The sequence below is a fragment of the Flavitalea flava genome (genome assembly GCF_054461575.1).
Map to the genome: position 1 here is coordinate 216,700 of NZ_JBTLQH010000008.1, position 17,739 is coordinate 234,438.

A 17,739-nucleotide genomic window follows, 5' to 3' on the forward strand; every position below is an offset into this window, starting at 1 on the left:
CTCATTTTTTTAAATATCCTGAATACTTGTTTGCCAGAGAATCCCTCAATCCTTCATAAATAAGTGCACTTATTTTTTTTGCTCCTTCGGGAGTGAAATGAAGGATATCGTAAAAATAAAGGCTGGTTTTAGGCATTTCATTCGCAAGATCGATCAATAGCACATTTTCTTTTTTTGCCACCTCTCTGGTAACATTGTTATACTTCTCGCAGAGGGTCCACCATAATTTTCCATTATATCCGTTTCCGACACTGATTAATTCAAGATTGGCGCCAGTCAGGCTGTCCGTACCTTTCCCTATTAAGGAAGGCTGGGTCATCAGGACAGGCTGAATACCGTTGGACCTGCTTATGCGGATTAATTCTTCCACCCTGTCCGAATATCCTTTCAAAAGATGTTCATTCTTGCTGATATCAGTCCTTATCAGGGAATCGGGAATAACGATTGTATCATTCTTATGAGCTGCAAGATCTATATAACGGTCTGTAATCTGCAACATTTTGGCTCTTCGCGCCCTGACAAGATTGAGGATTACGTTGGCAAGCTCGCTTTTTTTAGACAAAAAAGTAAAAAATCCGGCATAATAATTAAGTGAAGTTGCCCTATCTGCCGAGTTCAGGTCCTCCCTTCCCATATCATTTCCCCCAATTAGAAACAATACCATATCCGGCCTGATGCCGCTAATGTAATCTTTCATCAGGATCAGATGCCCGAACGTAGAATGACCTGCAAAACCTGCATTATTCAGCCAAACCCGGTCAAAATCCTGCCTGATCCGTTTTAACAACAGGTCATTCCATGTTTTCCCGTCAGCTAGAAAATTACATTCCGTGGTACTGCCGCCCACTGTGATGATGCTGATATAATTCCGGAACGAATCAGGCCTTTCAGGCCCCCTGAAACCAAGCGAGTTCCTGTATGTCACCACTTCCGGATCAAGCACCGGGATCGTATTATTCTTTAAAATAATGGTCTTATTGGTATCCAGTACCAGATGATCCCCTTTAATACGAAAATGAAAGGGATTATAGATGCGAAGCAGGATTTCCAGTAACACGGCCACAGCCAATATAAGATATGTCCCGTAACCTATTTTTTTTCTCAACCCGGAATGCATCATCTTTTTCATCGGCTTATTTTTAGTTTTTGGGCACCGGGAGGTGGCTGATCCTTTTTAGCCAATATATAGTTACCTATCACAAGATAATCCATTTCCGTATTCATGAAGCAATGATAAGCGTCTTGCGGATCGTTGACAATGGGCTCGTCACGGACATTAAAGCTGGTATTCACCAGAACGGCATAGCCGGTAAGTTTCCTGAATTCCTGCAATAGACGCCACAGCATTTCTCCGGTATTTTTATGCACGGTCTGCACCCGTGCCGAGTAATCCACATGCGTAACAGCAGGTATATCGCTCCTTTTAAAATACAGTTTTTCCATCGGATCCCAGCCTTCATATCCATCCGGTAAAGCGTTACATCGGGACGGCTTTACCTGCTTTACCAATAACATATAGGGTGAAGCCCCATCCAGGTCAAAATAATCGCTGACTTCTTCAAAAAGTACGATTGGCGCGAATGGTCGAAAACTCTCTCTGTATTTTATCTTGAGGTTCAGTTTTTTTTGCATTTCAGGGTTTCTTGCGTCGGCAAGGATACTCCGGGCGCCCAGCGCCCGTGGCCCAAATTCCATCCTGCCCTGATGCCAGCCGATTACATTCCCTGCTGCCAGCAGCAGGGCCGACTGTTGTAACAATTCATTCGTATCTCCGTAATATTGGGCGACAGCCTGATATTCTTTTATCATGGAATGGACGGCTTCGTCCGTAAACCCGGTTCCCAGGAAGCTTCCTTTCTGGCTATCTGTTTCTCCTGGCACAGGACGAAGCTGATTAAAATAGATATAATGAGTGGCCAGCGCAGCCCCTAATGCTCCGCCGGCATCCCCTGCTGCAGGTTGAATAAATATTTCATCAAACAAACCTGACGCATGTAACTTTCCGTTTGCCACACAGTTCAGGGCTACCCCTCCCGCCATGCACAAATGAGAGGAACCTGTGAGACGTTTTGCTTCTCCGGCCATTTTTAGGATGATCTCTTCTGTTACCGTCTGGATCGCCAAGGCCAGATCGCAATGATATTGCTCCAATGCCGAATCGTCTTTCCTGCGGGGAAATCCAAACAACACCTCCCATTTCCTGTCCGGCACCATCCGCAGACCTGTTGCATAACTAAAATACTCCTGGTGAAGAAAAACCGAGCCGTCGTCGTTGATAACCGCCAGTTTTGTTCGGATAATATCGAGGTATCGAAGATAGGCAGACCCGTCCTTATTCCCGTATGGAGCCAACCCCATTAGCTTGTATTCCCCGCTGTTCACCGTGAATCCGCAATAATAGGTGAACGCAGAATACAACAGTCCTACCGAATGCGGGAACTCAAGCTCTTTTAATACCGTGATGGAATTGCCATGTCCTTTACAGATGGAAGCCGTTGCCCATTCCCCAACCCCATCTACCGTCAGGATCGCTGCCTCCTCAAAAGCAGCGGGAAAAAATGCGCTGGCCGCATGAGACAGATGATGCTCCGAAAAAAGAAGTTTTACCTTTTTTTTATCGAAGGGGGCAATGGCTGCCAATTGTTTATAAATAATATTTTTCAGGAACAGTTTTTCTTTGATCCACAAGGGCATGGACACCAGGAAAGAAATCAACCCTTTGGGAGCAAAAGCACAATACGTCTCCAGCAGGCGCTCGAATTTTAGGAATGGCTTATCATAAAACACGATGGCATCCAGGTCATTGATAGAACAACCGGCATATTGAAGGCAGAATTTTACGGCATGAACAGGAAAACCGGCATCATGTTTCTTACGGCTGAATCTTTCCTCCTGAGCAGCAGCAATGATCACTCCATCCTGAACAAGCGCAGCAGCAGAATCGTGATAAAATGCAGATATTCCAAGTATTTTCATAATAAAATCAACTTTATGAAGGATCCGTCCTTCAGGGTCCGTTTATTTTAATTGTCCCCTGACCAAAACAACCTTCCCGCGAAATAAAGCTTCTACCTGGCGACTGATACGTTTGCCTAACAGGCTGCAAGGCCTTTCGATAAAGGCAAAAGTCATAAAAGATAAAAGTACACTCAGGATTATATAAATTATAAAAAAAACAATCAGGCATGCCGGGATCGGCATGAACCGGTGTAATTGCTGTATAAAATACTCGGCAAAACATATCAGGAACAACATATGCAACAGATATAAGCTATAACAGGCTTTCCCTATTTTAACCAGCAAAGGCAGAGACATGATTCTTTGGATAAATCCGGAACTGATGATCATGCAGAAAAACCCGGTGCAGCCCAACCCAACCAAAAGACGATCGGCCCCGGGACTGAGAAATATATTATATAAATTGAACAGGTTGCTGAAATGAAAAATACAGGTATATAGCACAAGGGATACAACGACTGCCCCTATCCGGATAAAAATATTCAATCTCTTCCACAGGTCATTTATCTTTTGCCAGTTATAGAACAGACAAACGCCGATGGCAAACTCAAACAGATAGGTATTCATACCGAAAAACTTCAAAGAGACAATAACAAGGATCCAATAAAGCCATATCCATTTTATTTTTCGTAACAGAAAGGCTAAAATGGGTACTAAAGGCCCGACTAACACTTCCACCGTTAACGTCCATTCCTGGGGGATCAGGTAAAAAGCTTCACCTTTTGAAGGAAAGATAAGCGCTGCATCTTTTAACAGGTTTTGCCAATTGTAGTCCCCTGACCAGAAAAACTGAATATGTTTGGTCGTATATATTTCCGGGCTCAGGGGATATACCGATTTTTTTAGAATAAAACTTACCAAAAGAACAAAAAGAAATAAAGGATAAATGCGGAATACTCTTTCTATTAAAAAGCGGATATAGCTGCCGGCTGAAATCCGTTTTTTTTCATCGGCGTACGAATAGGTTAAGATAAAACCGCTGTGAATAAAGAAAAAAATCACATCCGCTTCCCCATACCAGAAAAAATGCAAGGGTGAGTCCGTAAAAAAATTTCCCGGGTGATAATCAAAGAACGTTACGATATAGTGCCAGGTCACCACACTTAAGGCTGCTAATCCTCTGGCGCTGTCAAGATAAGGAAACCGTTTTAAAGCAGGCGCTGGTGAATTCATTACTGGCAAATTTGCTAAAAATAACCCGGATTACCGGTGATATTCCGGAAAATACCCCTTAAGAACAGGCGTTAATCCGCTCGACAGTAAGGAAGCTATCTTTTCAGCCCCCTTGTTGGTAAAATGAGACATATCGTAAAAATAGAGACTATTCTTTGGCAATAAGTGTGCGAGGTCGATCATCGGCAATTGTTTTTCCCTGCAAACGGAGCGGGTCACGTCATTATATTCCTCCAGCATGTCCCATAACAGTTTGCCATTCATTCCCGGGTCATCGGAGTCTGCGGGAAACAATTCCAGGTCGGCGCCAGTAAGGCTATCCTTTCCTGCTCCAAATTGGTTGGGTTGTGTGATAAAGACCGGAAGGATATGCCAGGCCGAACAGGTGTCAACCAACTGTAATATTCTGTTTCGGAAACCCGCCAGGTAACTCTTTTGTTCCGCCAGGCGTTTTGTCCTCACCGTATCTGGAAGAGTAAGCTTTTTATTTTTATCCAGGATAAGCAAGGCATTGGTTGTATTATTGAATTTCTGCGCCCGCCAACCTCTTGACAGATTTAACAAGAGGTTCAGCACCTCGCTGTTCTCAAAAAGGTAATGTTTCAGATCAGGGTATGCTCCCCGTGTATTCAATTTATCATGAAAAGAAGGTCCTGCAGCTTCCACATCATTGATACCAACCAGGAAAAGAATTACAGAGGGCCTCAGTTTTTTGACATGATCATTTAACAGGATTCCGTGCCCGAAAGTGGAATGCCCGTCAAACCCGGCATTGTTCAACCAGCAACCCGGGAAAGAGTCCGATAGTTCTTTCCCCAGCAAAAAAGGCCATGTCCTTTCATCATTCAGGAAATGACATTCCGTCGTGCTGCCACCAATGGTAATGATCGTCAATGTCTTATTCCATTTATTCGGGGGCTCGGGTCCCCGAAAACCGAGGCTGTTACGGGTATTTACGATAATGGGGTCCAGCTTGGGATTGATCCTGTTCGTAATGGTTGCGGTCTGATTGACCGGAAGCACGATCTTATCCCCTTTTAAACGCAAATGGAAAGGATTATAGATCCGCAAGGCGATCTCCAGCAACAGAAAAACGGATAAGATAAGATAAAAGCCATAGATCACCAGCCGGCGTACCTTTTTCCATATCCTGTTTGTTTGTTTCATCCCGGGAAAATTATGACCCCGAATCTAAGCAAATCCTCTTTACCAGAGATGTTCTTCCCGATCAACTTCCGGACCTTGTCTATTTCATCAGGTACATTTTCCCATATCCATTCGTAAAGAATTTATTGGTAACATCACCCGTCGCCTGGTATTTATCCAGGGATTTGCCATTTAAATTGGTCACCACATGATACAGATATACTCCGTTAGCCAATCTTTGGCCATACATATCCGTACCATTCCATTTGAATTCCGTGATATTCCGCCCGATATGCAGCGGTCCTAATTCATCTTTCGTGATTTCCCTGACAATCTTACCGGTTATAGTAAGGATCTGGATCTTTATATTTTGGGGCACTTCGCTGCCGGTAATGGTAAACACAAAAGCAGTGGACGTAGTGAATGGGTTAGGATAATTCAGGAAATTCGAGATCATGGGTTTGGAAATGACCTTGAAACTCACCCGGTAAGGTGCAGTCCCTGCAGTATTGCCAATTTCATCTTTCGCCGAAACGATCAATTCATATTCATCCCCGTCAGGATTGTATTGTTTGAGAAAGGATGGGGTAAAATCCACAACGGCTGCATTATTCGTACCACTGGATGCAGGAGTGAAACGTACGGTATCGCTGTTAAAACTGATGGAACGGATGGATCCATCCGGGTATTTGAGTTTTAGCGTGATCAAAGAAGTGTCCGTAAGCAACATATAGGGAGACTGGCTCTGAAGCTTGATCTGAATATGGGGTTTAGCCGATACAATATCATCGTTCAGGATATGTACATTATCAAAAGTGACATCCAGGAGAGGATTGCGGCCATCCCCTTTCACATAGAAATTTCTGAACATGAAATTATTGAGCAGGTAATATTCCGGCTGGTCATTATCCGGGTTGAAATCCACATAGATCGTATTGGATCCCTGGTAACTCTTAGTATCGATCACATAATGCAGGATCACCGTATCACCGCTAATCAGGGGTTTTCTTCTTGGCAGAGAGATCGGGTGTGATACATTATTCCGGTCCAGGATATACATTTTTAACCGCATGCTATCGAATGGATAGGGGCTGACATTTTTAAAGGCAATGGCAAATTCCAGCTGCTCTCCTAAATTCAGGGTATCCTTCGTCTTCAGTAATATATTTGGCGCCAAAGCCCCTTCCGGAACAGGCAGGTAATTGATCCGCCAATATTGTAACTGAAAGGGTAAGGCGTGAACGGAGTCTGAAGTGGCCATCCTTAACTGCAGGTAAGGATATTGTTTGGTACTGACAGCGGAAATATCGAAATCCTGGTTGGACCGGGTAAGGTTGTACAGGACTGTGGTATTACCAACCGAATCGACCCCTATTACCTGGACGCCAATGGTATCTGTGACCGGGTTGGACAGATCTGTTCCGCGCCAGTGTACGCTGTTCCATTTACGGGCCGGCCCGAATTTTGGTGAAGTAACACTGCCTGCGTAAAAAGGAGCAGGGCATTCTGTGGATAAGGTGATATTATCATCTATGCCGGTCGAGAATTTATATTGCGGAGTAAAGGTTGCCTCTCCTTTTTTGTAAATAAAAAGGAAGACCCTTGGAAAGTAAAAAGAGTCCATTTGAACGAAGCCCGCCGCCACCAAACGATGATATAAGGAATTGCCGGGTCCGAATAAGGTGGTATCCGCCTTCCAGTCTTTGGCATATGTATTGCTGGCCGGATCACCGGAAGGTATGTTTTTTACCGTCACATAATATCCATTGGGAATGCTGTCCATAAACCGCATCATTTTGTACCTGTCCTGGACGTCCATATAGGAGAATTCAAAATTCCAGTTACGGGAAGGAAGGCAACTGGCGGATCCGCTGCCGCTCAGGAATAAACTATTCCCATTTGCATCGACATTTGACCAGGGTTTGAAGGTTACAGGATCGAATACATTGAATATTAAGGAGAATCCCACACAGGCACTTTGAATCTTTTGATCCCCGTTCACGGTAACTGAAAAATCGATATCATGATTCCCGGCAGTTGGAAAGACGGCATTACGTTGATATACATTAATGCTATTCATCCCAAAGGCCCATTGACGGTTAGCCCCCAGGCTTATGCTATCTCCTGTTGAAGCCAGATGTTGAAAATAATGGGATTGATTAAATCCTTCGGTGGACCTTGACGGGTCGATATAAACAAAAGAAGCATTATTCCAGGTATACTGGCCTCCCGGGGTAACCGGCACGATCGCCACCCTCCAGTAATAGACGACACTGTCCTGGTAAGTTATTCCCGGACTGAATTCCAGCTCTCCCCCTACAGATGTGATAAACTTTTCCACCTTTGCCGGAGAATTGAACGAAAGGGTGGTATCGATCTGCATGACGAATTGCTGTGAAACGCTGAAAGGGTTGGCCGTAGAGGCTATTAGTTTTGATGTGGGGGTATTGATTATGGAATAATCATAAGGATAAACTGGTTTAGCATCATTCTCATAAATATAAATGGTGCTGGTTACAGAGTTATTAGCCAGGGTAATTTCCGGGACATTATTATCCGCATTAATAGTGACGATGATCTTATTCTGCCCTTTATCCCGGGTGCTGATGATAGGAACCGTTATTTGCAGGGAATCGGAATAACGAATTCCGGGTATTTTCTTTTTGATAAGCGTAACGATGCTTCCATTAGGGTATTGCCGTTGTATCAGCACGGAAATAGAATCGGAAACTGCTTTTCCCAAATTATAGAACCGGCAATTGACCGTGAAATTATTATTACTTACTGAAATAAAACTCGGGTTTATCCGAACCTGGGAAGCCTCGATATCGTAGTCCGGAAGACTTTGCTGGTTTAATTTCAGGCTGGGGTCTCCGTGAATCGTCATTTCTTCCGCGGTGAGGCGGGCATAAAAATCCCCCGGATTCACATTCACGGATTGTAATAAGGCATTTTTTTGTGTGATACCTATGGACTTACCGTAGTCCTTACCACTGATATTATTATATAATTGGTAAAGAAGGATATTCAGATAATTCACAATCCCAAAATGAGTACTTGCGATAAAGGCAATGGATCCCTTGTCCTTGGCCAGTACATATTTTTCGGAGATAGTCTTGCCTGCAGAGAACCGATTGGCATCGTACAGGAAAAAGTCTCCCGCATCACAGCCATTTATGTAAAATACCGGGTATTTTCCGGTGCTGTTATAATCCTGGGGGTCATCCAGGTTATAACCCAATACCGTGTTGGAGGAGTGGCCAAAGTAGGACAATATACCCAACCCTGTGTTGAATAATTTGGCAACCTGGTCGCCCGGAACCTGGGTTACCGCCGATGTATTCCCATCACAAAAAGTGGAAATAGTGGCGCCGAATAAAGTATCGGCAATAATTTGCGCGTACCCCTGCATATAATTGCAAATAACAGCCCCCAGGAAAGGTTCGCTGACGCCTGTCAGGTGAAGCACATTTTTCATCCATAACCGGCCATCGATCGTATTGGGTGCAGTTTGCTGAACCTTTTCATACTCTTTCAATTTATCCAGGTAGATCTCCACCTCGGCCCCGGATACGACCGATAATCTTCCGATCGGAGTAATAGGTATGGTGCCCACTCCATCGTCAGCACTTAATTTATTATCAGAAGCCGGATACCCGAAGGTCGGGATCAGGTTCAGACGGTCTGCCAAAGGATCATGAGCCCCTGTTTCGCTATAGTAATTATAATCGGAATAGATCATCCCATGACCTATCAGCAAAACATATTGGGGCTTGGAAACAAAAACAGCCCGGGCATACCGAAGGAAATTCTGAACAGCCAGTGGATGTTTTTTGATGCCGAAAGCAAACTGATCGACGAGTTCATTGATATCGTATACCTGTGTGTTATAACTTCCTCCATTCGGGGAGTTGCGATAATTCTTATAATCCAGTACCGGGTTATTGCCACTGGTACCCGTATAGAGGACCGGATGGCTTATGATCAGGTAATTACCCTGAAAAGTAGAATTGCTCAGGTTTAAAAAGGTTTTGCCGGTTAAGCCTGCCACTGTCCTTACAGTAGACGGATCTTCATTGACCAGGACTAGTTTCCGCATGGAGCCGGAGCCTCCGAGCAAAAAAGAAAGTGTGGAACCCGGGCCGGTAATGGCCGTATACCGCAGTCCATTGGTCAGATCATACAGAACAGGAGTGGCGCTCCCAGATACGTTGAAATTATTGATCTTTAAAAAATAGCCTGAATTCCTGGCTGGCAACTCAAAAAAGTAATTTGACTGTCCCGCGAAATCGAATTTCCGGGGATAAGTTATTTCATAAAAAGATCCGACCATTCTGTCGGTGCTTACACTTGAATTGTTGACATAACTGATCGTGGCCGAATTACTACTGATCAGGCTTATCGGAACCGGCCGCTCGGTTAGCAGATCATTAAAACTGTCCATTACCGTATCTGCCAGAACCGAATTATTTAAAACAAACTGGACATTCCTTTTATTATCCGCACAGCCCGTAAGTCCGAAACGGACGGAAGCATCAGGACCTCCGGGATAAACTGCCAGGTTACTTTGATTATCACCCAGGGGGGAACCGGGATAGATTTGGGCCGAAGACCAGAATTCCCCAATATCGTAGGAAGAAGAATAAATATATTCTCCTATGATCTGGGCAAAACCGGGATTCACTCCATTTTTAAAATAGGTTGCCGCTTTATGCATGAAATAGGGCTCTACCGTAAGACTGGTTCCCAGTGTGTCATTCGTTGTGTTGATAAAATGGAATAAATTTCCTGCAGGATTCACCGTCAGAAAATATACTGCCGTATCCGTTTCCAGGCTCCATTTCTTCGTATGCTGGTAAGATGCATTGCGGTAAAGCTGCTGATCCGGTCCCCCGTCATTGATAAGCCCCCAGAACTCGATATAATCACTTCCACCTAAAGGGCCGCCAGAAACAGATGTATAAATGGGAACTTCCTTTCCATTACGAAATAATTGAAAAGCTTCTGCCGGTACTGCGCCCAAACCGACCGATGAAAGAACGGACTGAGGGATTCGGTAAAGACCGGTAGCCCCTACCTTAAATTTATAATAGGTCTTATTGTAATCGATCCATTCATTATTGTAATTCTGGGCACAAAGGCCAAGAGTACCTAATAAAAGAAGTAAAGTAAAATATTTCTTCATAATATTCGGTTTCAGTTTATCGAAGGGGTAACGGTGTTCATTTCTTTTTTTCCTTTTTCTTCATATCGATCCTGATGGAAAAAACATGCGTATACAGGGGATACGATTGATTGGCCAGGTTGGTGAAGGCGTAATCGATCTGAACATCCCCTACCTTAAAACCGGCGCCAACACTTGGCTGATAGATCCAGATCTTCTTTTGGTTAGTCGTATCCTTGTCGTCAAGGGCTTTTTGGAAATTATTGATCCCTCCCCTGACAAAAAACACATCCTTGAATGATAATTCCAGACCCAGCTTCGGGTCGATGCTTACAGGATTGGTGCTGATGACCGTATTTCGGCGGCCATCGAAGGTGAAATCAAGGTCAGCCTCCACCAGCAGATTTAATTTTTGATTCAAACGGAAATTATAAGAACCTCCCACAATCAATTGCGGAGCTGTCAACTCAGTGGATTTACCGGGAACCTCATTTTGAGTTTGGTAGAAAACCTGCCGCATGGCTGAATCGATGCTGTATGACCAGGCATTGAAGGTGGTAGTTACATCCTTGGCAACGATACCCAATTTCCAGCGTTTGCCAACGATCTGGACGGCCGCATCGAACCCAAACCCCCAGGCAGTGGCAAAATCACCGGCTGTCCGGTGAATGATCTTGGCATTGACACCAAAATTGATATGCCGGCCATTCGATAGCTCTTCCCGCTGTGCAAGGGAAAGTAAGAACGCATAATCTGCCGATGAGAAAGTAGTTATGTTATCAAAATTTACCGTTCCGTCTGGTTGGACCAGGAAAATGGTATTGGGAATATCATCCACCGCAAAACGTAACATGGTCAGCCCCAGGGTCCGTTTGTTATCTTTTAAAGGCAGGACCAGATTGGCAAAGTCATATTTTCCTATGCCGGCATAATATTCTGCATGCATAAGATTAAGCTGGGGATGATCCCGGATATCCGCTAAGGCTGCCGGGTTCCAATACCCTGCCGTCCCATCCGAGACCGAGGCCGACTGTGCACCGGCCATAGACATCCCCCGGGCTCCGGCGCCGATATTTAAGAACTCATTTGAATATTTGGTGAATTGTGCGGAAGTTACCAGACAAAAGAATAGCGGTACGATCGTAAAATAGAGGTAAAATCTAATCATCGGAATCTGTCTGGTATTAATTGTATCTACGGCTCCCAGACGAAGCATACCCCGGTTTCTTTTCAACATAAGCCAATGGTTATGGTTTTAATTCGGATGCTTCAAGGGATTATGGGTCATTTAAATTCCGGAAAAGGATTTTGGAAAAATAATCCTTTTCCGAAATATCATTATGTCTGTACACAAAGTGTACAACCGGGCCTTGCCCGGTTTTAATCTACGAAAATAGCCTAAAAACGGCTTTTACGCAGACTGTCTTGGATAACGGGCTTTTGTTCAGTTTATTGTCAAGGCAACCCCCATTAACCCCAAAGTAGCCGGAATCCATTAAATTTGCCGGGACAAATGGGCGAAAACGGCTCCAAAAACGGTCTTAAATTATTGTTTTTCAAAGTATTACAAGTATAGCCGTTGACTAACGAAGGGAGACTTGTTTACAGATCGATAACACGTTGAACCATAACAACCTGAAAATAACAAACGAATGAATCTGATCGAAGAATTGACCTGGCGGGGCATGATCCAGGATTGCATGCCGGGAACCAAAGAGCAGCTTAACAAAGAAATGACCAGCGGTTATATTGGATTTGACCCGACAGCGGACAGCCTCCATATTGGCAGCCTGGTACCCATTCTTTTATTGGTCCATCTTCAAAAGGCGGGGCATAAGCCAGTTGCCCTGGTCGGCGGTGCGACGGGAATGGTGGGTGATCCCAGCGGAAAAAGTGAAGAAAGGAATTTATTGAGCGAGGAGGTATTGAACCACAACCTCGCCTGTATAAAAAAACAACTGGAACAATTCCTGGATTTTACCCCTACCCTTGCGAATGCAGCCGAAATGGTGAATAACTATGATTGGTTTCGGAATATAAGTTTCCTGGATTTTATCCGGGATGTGGGCAAACATATCACCGTGAATTACATGTCTTCAAAAGACAGCGTAAAAAAAAGACTGGAAGGTGAAAATGGAATGAGTTTCACCGAATTTACCTACCAGTTAATTCAAGGCTATGATTTTTATTGGTTATACAAGAACAAAAATTGCAAACTCCAGATGGGAGGCAGCGATCAGTGGGGTAATATCACTACCGGAACGGAACTGATCCGCCGCAAATCGGGTGGCGAAGCTTTTGCTTTTACCTGTCCCCTTATAAAAAAAGCGGACGGAGGTAAATTCGGTAAAACCGAAAAAGGAAATATCTGGCTGGACCCTGTAAAGACTTCACCTTACCAGTTTTATCAGTTCTGGTTGAATGCCACAGACGACGACGCTCAGCAATGGATCAAAATATTCACCTTTTTGAACAGGGAGACCATTACCGAACTGCTGGGTCAGCATACGGCAAAGCCGGAAAACCGCCTTTTACAAAAGACCCTTGCCAAAGAGGTGACCCTTTTTGTGCATGGGGAAGAAGGGTATCAGCAGGCGATGGCCACTACTGAAAAAATATTCGCCGATCAATCCGCTCCGGCAGAATCCCTAAGTGAAAGCGACCTGGAGTCCATGGAAGGTGTGGCCAAATTTGACTACCCGGGAGAAAAGATCCGCCAGGGCATCGATGTAGTGTCTTTCCTGGCCGAAGCGGGCATTTTCCAAAGTAAAGGAGATGCCCGAAAAATGATCCAGAATGGGGGGGTCAGTATCAACCGGAAAAAAGTAGACAATCCCCAGCTTATTCTTGACAGTCAGTTTTTATTACATAAAAAATACCTGCTGGTACAAAAAGGAAAAAAGAATTATTACCTGGTGAAAGCCGTGTAAAAGAAAGACCATGCTTTTCCAGTATTTTACCCCAGTAATGTCTTTTTACCCTGGTAACGTCTTTTTACCCCAGCAACGCCGGTCTTTCCTGGTAGACCTTCCAGATAAATTCTCCGAACAGGGTATTTGCCCAGGCAAACCATTTCCGGGTAAATTTGGATGGATCGTCCTTGTGAAAGGACTCGTGCATAAACCCTGTACCTGCATGCACATGCTGTAAGGTATCCAGGCAATACTTTATTTCCTTATCGTCTGTGCTGGTCAGACCGCGCATAATGATACTGAGCGGCCAGATCATATTCATACCGGCGTGCGGACCTCCGATCCCTTCGGCTGCCTTTCCTTTAAAAAAGAACGGATTATTTTCGGACAAGACAAATTTTCGGGTATGCTGGTAAACCGGATCGGTCAGTTTTGCCGCACCCAGATAAGGAAGAGAAAGCAAAGAAGGGACATTGGCATCATCCATTAAATTAAAACTGCCAAAGCCATTCACTTCATAGGCATATAACTCTCCGGATTTTTCCGTTTTTATCCTGGCGTTTTCGTCCAGCGCTTTTTTCAGGGTGGTACTTAATTCCAATGCCGCTTTCCCGATAACATCCATAGACGTTTTTTTGGCGATCTCCTGCAAATTCAACAATGATTCCAGTGCGAAGAAATTACTGGGGATCAGGTAGGGAAACAGCGTGGCATCATCGCTGGGCCGGAACATGGAGCAGATAAGGCCATTGGGTTTTACCGGGTAACCATATCCGCTCAGGGGAACACCATCCGTTGCCCAGCTGGTCGTCCGCTGAAAACTATAGGGCCCCTCACCTTCCAGGCGCTGCTGCTCTTTAAAGGTTTTAAGGACCAACAACATAGCCTGTTGCCAATCCTGATCGAATGCAGAAAGATCGCCCGTTATCTTCCAATAACCATGGGCAAGACGGATCGGGTAACAAAGACTGTCGATCTCCCATTTACGCTCATGAATACCGGGTTTCATATCGGTGATATCGGTATGTTTCCATTCGCTGATCTTATTTTCGTCCTTATAAAAGGCATTGGCATAAGGGTCTTTCAGCATACATTTGGTTTGCCGGTAAATGACACCTTTAATCAATTGCTGCAATTCCTTATCGTCCTTGCTCAAAGACAGATAAGGCCAGACCTGGGCGCTGCTATCTCTTAACCACATGGCGTCGATGTCTCCGGTAATGACATAGGTATCGGGTTTACCGTTCACCATCTCAAAATCAACAGTAGTATCGAGGGTATTGGGAAAACAATTTTCAAAAAGCCATGCAATCTCTTTATTGCCGATCTTCGATTTTACCTCGCTGATAGCCTTTTCCACGGCAACACTCCTGAACTTCCGCTGTCCTTCCGGTATCCGGACCAGGGGAAAACCGGTACTATTTTTTCCGGCTCCGGCCAAAAGCTGACCGGGAAGATACAGACCGGCGGTGGCCAATGCGCTTTTTTGAAGAAAGGATCTGCGTTGCATAGAAAATGAATATTAAAATGAATATTTAGTTATACAATTGAATGGTATGCATTTGACTATTATTTGCTAAATATCGGGCTTTATTTTTTTAGCAAATTCACTTCTTCCTTATTCAATTCATCCCGGTTCCAAATATCTTTCGTAAAATAAAAAACAAGGACTCCGAGACAGGTCAGGCTTAAGCCGTATACTGCGGCAATACCGGTGGAGAACCATACAAACAGCCAAATTCCTACCGACAGGATAACCGGCAAGGGATAGAGCCACATTTTAAAAGGCAGATCCTTTGTTCCTTTTCTTTTCCGGAGATAAACGACTCCGATCGCCTGTGCAACGAACTGCACCAGGATCCGCATGGCGAGGATAGCGCTGATCGCATGTTCCAGCTTCAGACGGATGCTGAAAAGAAAACCCAAACCGCCGATGAACAAAAGGGAAACATAAGGGAACCCTTTGGTGGGATGCAATTTGGCAAAAACGGAAAAAAAACGTCCATCCACCGCTGCTGCATAGGGCACTCTTGAATAACCCAGCACTACGGCGAAAAGGGAGGCAAAGGCGATCCAAAGGATCAGCACCGTGGCCACCATGGCTGTCCGGTGGCCATAGATCTTCTCCATAAAAAGGCTCACGATAAAATCCGATTGCATGGCCTGTTGCCAGGGTATTACGCCGACGATGCTCAGGTTCATGCACAGGTAGAGTGCCGCGATGCAAAAAATGGAAATAAAAATGCTGCGGGGAATATTTCGTCCGGGGTTCTTGATCTCCGCCCCCAGGTGGCAAACATTATAATAACCGAGGTAGCTGTATATGGTCTTGACTGAAGCCTGACCCAGCAGCAGGGAGAAGGAAGCGCTGAACAAAGATTGCCCCCCGGAAGGAATAAAAGTATAAGGTACCTGTTGATGCGTGAACCCGCTGATAATGATCCAAAGGATAGTGATAATAACCCCGGACCAGAGCAAAACCGAAATTTTCCCGATAGTTCGGATATTCCGGTAGAGCAGCAAAACAACCAGTATCACCAGGCCACCGGAAACCATTTTTTTACCATAAAAACCAAGGGGGATCAGATAATCGAAATACTGGGCAAAACCAATGGCGCCGGAAGCTACCACCAGGGGAGCCTGAAGACAGGTCTGCCAAACGAAAAGAAAAGACATCAGCCTGCCTCCCTTTTTTCCATAGGCCTCTTTCAAAAAATTATAACTTCCTCCCGCCATCGGATAAGCGGCTCCCAATTCGCTCCAGATCATTCCGTCGACGAGTGCCGTGAAGGCGCCGAATATCCATGCCCAAAGAAAAAGATTACTGCCCACCGTATGTATGACCATGGACATCATGACGAAAGGACCGATACCCACCATATCGATCATGTTGATGGAAGTCGCCTGTAATAAACTGATTTCCCGTTTCAGCCCCGGGGCATTGTGTAGTGAAGACATCAGGCACTAAAGTAGCAAAAAATCCAGTGCAGCCATCCCGGGTAAAAAGTTTGGGTAAAAAGTTATTGTATCTTTACGCAGATGAAATATTACATGATAGCAGGGGAAGCTTCGGGAGACCTGCATGGAAGCAATCTCATCAAAGAATTAAAGAAGCAGGAACCCGGAACGGAGATCCGTTGCTGGGGAGGTGATCTGATGGAACAGGCCGGCGGAGTTTTGGTCAAACACTATAAGGAGCTTGCCTTCATGGGCTTTGTAGAAGTGCTCATGAACCTGCGGACCATCTTTGCCAATCTAAAGGCTTGCAAAGACGATATCGAACAATACAAACCCGATGCGTTGATCCTGATCGATTATCCGGGTTTTAACCTCAGGATTGCCAAATGGGCCCACAGCCAGGGCTACAGGATCATCTATTACATCTCCCCCCAGGTTTGGGCCTGGAAAGAAAACCGGGTCAAACAAATAAAGGAATGTGTGGACAAAATGCTGGTCATCCTTCCCTTCGAAAAAGCTTTCTATCAGAAATGGAATTATGAAGTGGAATATGTCGGTCATCCCCTGGTAGAAGTGATCGACCGGTATAAACAGAAAGGAAAAAACGAGGAGAACCTCCTCATTACCCCTCCAATTTCCAATCATAATGATAATGCCCCCCCACCTATCATCGCCCTTCTCCCCGGAAGCCGCAAACAGGAGATCCTGAAAAAATTGCCGGTCATGCTGGAAGTGAGCAGGTATTTCCCAGATCATTTGTTCATCGTTGCCAAAGCGCCGGGCCTGGAAGATGATTTTTATACAGATTTACTGGAAGGATACCCCAATGTATCAACAGTCCGCAATCAGACCTATGCTTTGTTATTGAGGGCCAGGGCAGCATGCGTCACCTCAGGAACGGCCACCCTGGAAACTGCCCTTTTCGGCGTTCCCGAAGTCGTCTGTTATAAAGGAAGCGCGATCTCTTACCAGATTGCCAAAAGGCTGATCAAGGTAAAGTATATATCCCTGGTGAACCTGATCATGGATAAATTGGTCGTTAGGGAATTGATCCAGGATGAGCTGACCCCGGAAAATCTGAAAATAGAACTGGAAAGTTTGCTGCATGACCCGGAGCGGCAGGATCAACTCCGGGAAGACTACAAAGATCTCACCCATCTGCTGAGTCAGGGTGGCCATGCCTCTGCCCAGGCTGCGGAGAGCATTTCTGCCTTTATGAAAGTATCTCTTCCTTTATGAAGGGGAAGGGGTTAAACTAATTACCCGTGCTATGTCCTCCTGGTGCCTATGTCCTAGTGTCTAGTCAATATAATATTGTCGGATAAAGTTTTTTTAGTTTTATCCGGGCCTCCTTGGTGGTAAACTGCC

The 17,739-nt window shown here is 44.9% G+C and carries 10 protein-coding genes; 2 read left to right on the forward strand and 8 right to left on the reverse strand.

Features of this window, described 5'->3' with window-relative positions:
* Position 1 precedes the first annotated feature (1 nt).
* From ACX0G9_RS10630 to ACX0G9_RS10655, 6 genes are all read right to left on the reverse strand, one after another.
* Positions 2-1,129 (reverse strand): SGNH/GDSL hydrolase family protein, encoded by a 1,128-nt coding sequence (locus tag ACX0G9_RS10630; RefSeq protein WP_459064873.1) that lies wholly within the window; start codon positions 1,127-1,129, stop codon positions 2-4.
* Positions 1,126-2,976 carry a carbamoyltransferase family protein gene (locus tag ACX0G9_RS10635; protein ID WP_459064874.1) on the reverse strand — a complete coding sequence of 617 codons (1,851 nt, stop codon included), beginning with the start codon at positions 2,974-2,976 and terminating at the stop codon, positions 1,126-1,128. The genes ACX0G9_RS10630 and ACX0G9_RS10635 overlap by 4 nt, the downstream gene beginning before the upstream one ends.
* Positions 2,977-3,018: 42 nt before the next feature.
* On the reverse strand, positions 3,019-4,191 hold the full coding sequence (locus ACX0G9_RS10640) for an acyltransferase family protein (RefSeq protein ID WP_459064875.1): 1,173 nt from the start codon (positions 4,189-4,191) through the stop codon (positions 3,019-3,021).
* Between the two features lie 30 nt (positions 4,192-4,221).
* Entirely contained in the window at positions 4,222-5,358 is a 1,137-nt protein-coding gene (locus tag ACX0G9_RS10645) for an SGNH/GDSL hydrolase family protein (RefSeq protein WP_459064876.1), read from the reverse strand.
* A 79-nt stretch (positions 5,359-5,437) separates the two neighbouring features.
* A complete protein-coding gene (porU2, locus tag ACX0G9_RS10650) occupies positions 5,438-10,522 on the reverse strand; it encodes a putative type IX secretion system sortase PorU2 (protein ID WP_459064877.1) in 5,085 nt (1,694 codons plus the stop codon).
* A gap of 37 nt (positions 10,523-10,559) precedes the next feature.
* A complete protein-coding gene (locus ACX0G9_RS10655; RefSeq protein ID WP_459064878.1) occupies positions 10,560-11,738 on the reverse strand; it encodes a putative type IX sorting system protein PorV2 in 1,179 nt (392 codons plus the stop codon).
* A 415-nt stretch (positions 11,739-12,153) separates the two neighbouring features.
* Here ACX0G9_RS10655 and tyrS point away from each other — a divergent pair, with 415 nt between their 5' ends.
* Entirely contained in the window at positions 12,154-13,431 is a 1,278-nt protein-coding gene (tyrS, locus tag ACX0G9_RS10660; protein ID WP_459064879.1) for a tyrosine--tRNA ligase, read from the forward strand.
* A 64-nt stretch (positions 13,432-13,495) separates the two neighbouring features.
* Here tyrS and ACX0G9_RS10665 read toward each other — a convergent pair whose 3' ends face one another.
* Together ACX0G9_RS10665 and ACX0G9_RS10670 are read right to left on the reverse strand one after the other, a co-directional pair.
* A complete protein-coding gene (locus tag ACX0G9_RS10665; RefSeq protein ID WP_459064880.1) occupies positions 13,496-14,923 on the reverse strand; it encodes a glycoside hydrolase family 125 protein in 1,428 nt (475 codons plus the stop codon).
* Between the two features lie 80 nt (positions 14,924-15,003).
* Positions 15,004-16,371, reverse strand: coding sequence for an APC family permease (locus tag ACX0G9_RS10670; RefSeq protein WP_459064881.1), 1,368 nt, complete (start codon positions 16,369-16,371; stop codon positions 15,004-15,006).
* Positions 16,372-16,452: 81 nt separating this feature from the next.
* Between ACX0G9_RS10670 and lpxB the strand changes: the two genes are divergently transcribed.
* A complete protein-coding gene (lpxB, locus tag ACX0G9_RS10675) occupies positions 16,453-17,610 on the forward strand; it encodes a lipid-A-disaccharide synthase (RefSeq protein ID WP_459064882.1) in 1,158 nt (385 codons plus the stop codon).
* Positions 17,611-17,739 lie beyond the last annotated feature (129 nt).

Excerpts from the sequence above, each read along its gene's own strand:
- ACX0G9_RS10670 (WP_459064881.1), bottom strand. The coding sequence starts at position 16,371 with ATGTCTTCACTACACAATGCCCCGGGGCTGAAACGGGAAATCAGTTTA.
- ACX0G9_RS10640 (WP_459064875.1), bottom strand. The coding sequence starts at position 4,191 with ATGAATTCACCAGCGCCTGCTTTAAAACGGTTTCCTTATCTTGACAGC.
- ACX0G9_RS10655 (WP_459064878.1), bottom strand. The coding sequence starts at position 11,738 with ATGTTGAAAAGAAACCGGGGTATGCTTCGTCTGGGAGCCGTAGATACA.
- porU2 (WP_459064877.1), bottom strand. The coding sequence starts at position 10,522 with ATGAAGAAATATTTTACTTTACTTCTTTTATTAGGTACTCTTGGCCTT.
- ACX0G9_RS10635 (WP_459064874.1), bottom strand. The coding sequence starts at position 2,976 with ATGAAAATACTTGGAATATCTGCATTTTATCACGATTCTGCTGCTGCG.
- ACX0G9_RS10630 (WP_459064873.1), bottom strand. The coding sequence starts at position 1,129 with ATGAAAAAGATGATGCATTCCGGGTTGAGAAAAAAAATAGGTTACGGG.
- lpxB (WP_459064882.1), top strand. The coding sequence starts at position 16,453 with ATGAAATATTACATGATAGCAGGGGAAGCTTCGGGAGACCTGCATGGA.
- ACX0G9_RS10645 (WP_459064876.1), bottom strand. The coding sequence starts at position 5,358 with ATGAAACAAACAAACAGGATATGGAAAAAGGTACGCCGGCTGGTGATC.
- tyrS (WP_459064879.1), top strand. The coding sequence starts at position 12,154 with ATGAATCTGATCGAAGAATTGACCTGGCGGGGCATGATCCAGGATTGC.
- ACX0G9_RS10665 (WP_459064880.1), bottom strand. The coding sequence starts at position 14,923 with ATGCAACGCAGATCCTTTCTTCAAAAAAGCGCATTGGCCACCGCCGGT.